Annotated in this window: 4 protein-coding genes; 2 read left to right on the top strand and 2 right to left on the bottom strand. The window is 69.2% G+C overall.

Annotated features, from left to right (window positions below; all coding sequences use genetic code 11):
• Nucleotides 1-128: 128 nt before the first annotated feature.
• Entirely contained in the window at nt 129-662 is a 534-nt protein-coding gene (locus tag HMPREF0975_RS11530) for a DUF4242 domain-containing protein (RefSeq protein ID WP_009234359.1), read from the bottom strand.
• 440 nt (nt 663-1,102) lie between these two features.
• Complete coding sequence (locus HMPREF0975_RS15745) at nt 1,103-1,291, bottom strand: hypothetical protein (protein WP_156808275.1); 189 nt, start codon at nt 1,289-1,291, stop codon at nt 1,103-1,105.
• 76 nt (nt 1,292-1,367) lie between these two features.
• Here HMPREF0975_RS15745 and ilvA point away from each other — a divergent pair, with 76 nt between their 5' ends.
• Together ilvA and HMPREF0975_RS11520 are read left to right on the top strand one after the other, a co-directional pair.
• Nucleotides 1,368-2,933, top strand: a complete 1,566-nt coding sequence (gene ilvA / locus HMPREF0975_RS11525) for a threonine ammonia-lyase, biosynthetic (protein ID WP_198009180.1) — start codon at nt 1,368-1,370, stop codon at nt 2,931-2,933.
• 219 nt (nt 2,934-3,152) lie between these two features.
• Nucleotides 3,153-3,707: an NADPH-dependent FMN reductase gene (locus HMPREF0975_RS11520; protein ID WP_009234357.1), complete on the top strand. Its 555-nt coding sequence runs from the start codon at nt 3,153-3,155 to the stop codon at nt 3,705-3,707.
• The last annotated feature ends 228 nt before the right edge of the window (nt 3,708-3,935 follow it).

Raw genomic sequence — 3,935 nt, 5'->3', positions numbered from 1 at the left:
TGGCGGTCACCGCGGTGGCCGCCTCCCGCAGCGCCAGGCGCTGAGCCGGAAGACGGCCACCGATAGTGCGAACCGGGCCTCGACGTCGGTCGGTGTGCCACGGCGCGCCGAGCCGCTCTGCTTGAGCCTCAGCCCTCCAGGGCGTGAAGGCGGTCGATCGGGGTGGAGACAGCCTCGCGGGCGCGCACCACGGCCTCCTTATCGGGGGCGTCGTAGAAGCACAGGCACTTGACCGTGTCCTCACGCACGTAGGTGCGCAGGAAGCTCACCTCCGGGACCTGGGCGTACTTGGGGGAGTTGGCCTTCTTGCGTGCCAGGTAGGTCTCCATCGAGATCTCCTCCGGGATGTCCCACTCCACGAGGTAATCGGCCTTGCGGGCCAGCGCGCGCACGTCCTCGATCTGGGCGCCCACGAGGCGTACCTCGTCGGGGCCGGTGACCTCGGCGCCGGCCGCAGCGGCCCGGACGGCCTCAGTCAGGGCGGCGACGTTGTCGGAGTCGAGTTCGACGACGGTGAAGACGTGCTCGTGGCCGGCGGTGACCTGCGACTCCAGGACGGAGGCGCCCGCGGCCTCGACGGCCTGCGAGACCTGGGCGATGAGGGCCTGGGCGGCCTCGCGCGACGGGGTTGCGGGGACAAGCTCGAAGAGCTGGAGCGACATGGCGGCTCCTTTCCGTAGGGTGTGCGTACCAACCTTGCGGTCCGCCCGAATTATTCCCGCCGGCTCCGGTGAAGTGGGGGTCTGTTCGCTCTGCGGACTCCCATAGGGATGAATATTTCCAGCTATAGGCAGGTGCGGGAGGTGTTGGCCGCCAGCGCTGGTGTGAGCCTCCTCCGGCTCTGCGCCTAGCTGTGCGTCGCGGGTCTTGGCACCCTGGGTGCGCCGGCGGGCAGAGCAAGGCGGCCTGGCGGTTTCGCTGCGCCGGTTCTTGAGGAGATCGGCCTGAAAATGTCCAAATCGGTGACAAAGACCCGAAACAGGTCCAAGGCGTCGGACAAGAACCGCATGATTCCGCGGTTCCATCAGCGGCCTGATCGAGCCGCAGGCTCCTTTGTCACCGATTTGGACATTCTGAGCTCTTCATCGTGATCAGCGGTCGATCAGTCCTCGGTCCGGGTCGTGCTCCGGGGTGCGTTGTCAACCAGTTCAGCAAGCTGGAGGCGGGGCTCGGCCTCGATAGCAGCCGTGTCGTACTCGGCTTGCTCGGCCTCGGTCATTGAGGCCAGCGACTCCTGCCTGACCTGCTCCCACGAGGATGTGGCCGTGGAGCTGACTGATGTGGTGCTCATATGCCTCGTGCGCAACACGTGCGTGCGCCACCGCCGGCTTGAGCCGGGCGGCGGCCCGCCCGTTACGCTGTTACCCGTGAATGAGCTCGACAGCGTCAGCAGCAACGGAACCCCGGCCTGGGACAGCGCCCGCTACCTGCGGGAGATCCTCAAGGCCCCCGTCTACGAGGCGGCCGAGCACACTCCGCTCCAGGAGATGCCCGCCCTGTCGGCCCGCCTGGGCAACACGGTCGAGGTCAAGCGCGAGGACCTCCAGTCGGTCCACTCCTTCAAGATCCGCGGCGCCTACAACGCCATGCGCTCCCTGGACCCGACCGAGCGCGAGCGCGGAGTCGTGACCGCCTCGGCCGGCAACCACGCCCAGGGCGTGGCCCGCTCCGCCGCCCTGCTGGGGATGAGCGCCATCATCGTCATGCCCACCGTCACCCCCCGGATCAAGGTCGACGCCGTCAGGGCCCTGGGCGGAGAGGTCCGCCTCCACGGGGACAACTTCGACGCCGCCAAGGCCGAGGCCGTGCGCCTGTCCGAGGACGAAGGCCACTCCTACATCGCTCCTTTCGACGATCCCCGTGTCATCGCCGGTCAGGGCACCATCGGTCTGGAGCTCATCCAGCAGGACGCCCACCTCGACCGCGTCTTCGTACCCGTGGGCGGCGGGGGCCTGGCCGCCGGCGTCGCCGTCCTCATCAAGCAGCTCATGCCCGCCGTCCAGGTCATCGGCGTCGAGCACGAGGAGTCGGCCTGCCTCAAGGCCGCCCTGCTGGGCGGCGAGCCCATCACCCTGCACCACGTGGGCCTGTTCGCCGAAGGGGTGGCCGTGCGCCGCATCGGCGAGGAGACCTTCCGCATGTGCCACGCCCTGCTCGACGACGTCGTCACCGTCTCCTCCGACGAGACCTCCGCCGCCGTGCGCGACATCTTCGACGACGTGCGCGCCATCTCCGAGCCCTCCGGCGCCCTGGCCCTGGCCGGCCTCAAGCGCTACGCCGCCGAGCACCACCTGTCCGGCGAGCGCCTCGCCTTCATCCTCTCGGGCGCCAACCTCAACTTCCACCAGCTGCGCTACATCTCCGAGCGCTCCGAGATCGGTGAGCAGCGCGAGGCCATCCTCGGGGTGACCATCCCCGAGGAGCAGGGCTCCTTCCTGCGCTTCGCCTCCGTCCTGGGCGCCCGCTCGGTCACCGAGTTCAACTACCGCCTCTCCGCGGCCCGTGCCGCGACCGACCCCGCCCGCATCTTCGTGGGTGTGCGCATCGCCCGCAGCCAGGAGCGCGCCGAGATCGTCGCCGACCTGGAGGAGGCCGGCTACGACGTCATCGACCTCACCGACGACGAGCTCGCCAAGGTCCACGTGCGCTCCATGATCGGTGGGCGCGCCACACCCGGCGTGCCCGAGCGCCTCTTCTCCTTCCTCTTCCCTGAGTCGCCCGGGGCGCTGGCTCACTTCCTGGAGGTCCTGGGCACCCGCTGGAACATCACCCTGTTCCACTACCGCACCGACGGCGCCGACTACGGCCGCATCCTATGCGCTTTCGCGGCCGGTCCCGATGACGTCGAGCTGACCGAGCACATGGACCGGCTCGGCTACTCCTACAACGAGGAGACCACCGACCCCGCCTTCCGCTTCTTCTTGGCTCGCTGAGCCGTGACAACCCCGCGCCCTTGACGCTTCGGACGATGGGTTCGGGGCCGGCCGGGGCGCGCTGTGGCAGGTGTCATGCAATAAGGGCTCGCTGTTTCTGTCGGGATTCCCATAAGGTTGTTAACAACATGTATCGCGGCCGGACGCGCCATGGCGGCCCATGACGGCCTCAGCCTGACACCGGCCGCTCCCCCGACTCGCCATATCAGGAGAAACACCATGACCCGTCTCGCCGTCGTCGTCGGCTCCGTGCGCCCCAACCGCGTGGGCGGCACCATCGCCCAGTGGGTGGTCGACCAGGCCAACGAGATCGAGGGCGTCGACGCCGAGCTCGTCGACATCGCCTCCTTCAACCTGCCCCTGTTCGCCGAGGAGATCCCCCCGCGCATGGCGGTCCCCAACGACCCGGCCGGCGCCGCCTTCGACACGGCCCTGAAGTCCTTCGACGCTCTGATCTTCGTCACTCCCGAGTACAACTTCTCCATCCCAGGTGCGCTGAAGAACGCCATCGACTTCCTCCAGCCCGGCGCCGTGGCCAACAAGGGCGTGGGCGTGGTCGGCTACTCCTACAACGTCGGCATCCGCGCCGTCAGCCACCTCCAGCAGATCCTCCAGGGCATGGGCGCCACCGTCGTGGCCTCCAACGTGTTCCTGTCGCTCAACACCGACTTCGCCGAGGGCGCCTTCTCGCCGGCCTCCTTCCACGACCCGGAGGTCCCGGCTATGGTGCGCGACGTCGTCGCCCACTCCGACGCCCTGGCCTCCTTGCGCTGAGGCGGACGGGGTCGACACAGCGGTCCCGAGCCGTCCGGCTCAGCCCTTCACGTCGCCGTCGGCGGTACCTGCGGGTGCCCCGGCGGCGGCGTCGTCTGTGCTCGGGCTGCGGGGGCTCGGGCCGGCGGGTGGGTAGGGTTTCCACCATGACTGAGCGCAGCGAGCGAGGCGGTTCCCACCGCGACGACAGGGGCGGACGCGGCCGACCGGGGCGGCGGCGACCGGGGC

The sequence above is a fragment of the Actinomyces sp. oral taxon 849 str. F0330 genome, assembly GCF_000239715.1.
Lineage (GTDB): Bacteria > Actinomycetota > Actinomycetes > Actinomycetales > Actinomycetaceae > Actinomyces > Actinomyces johnsonii.
This window is presented reverse-complemented; position numbering and strand designations above follow the sequence as displayed.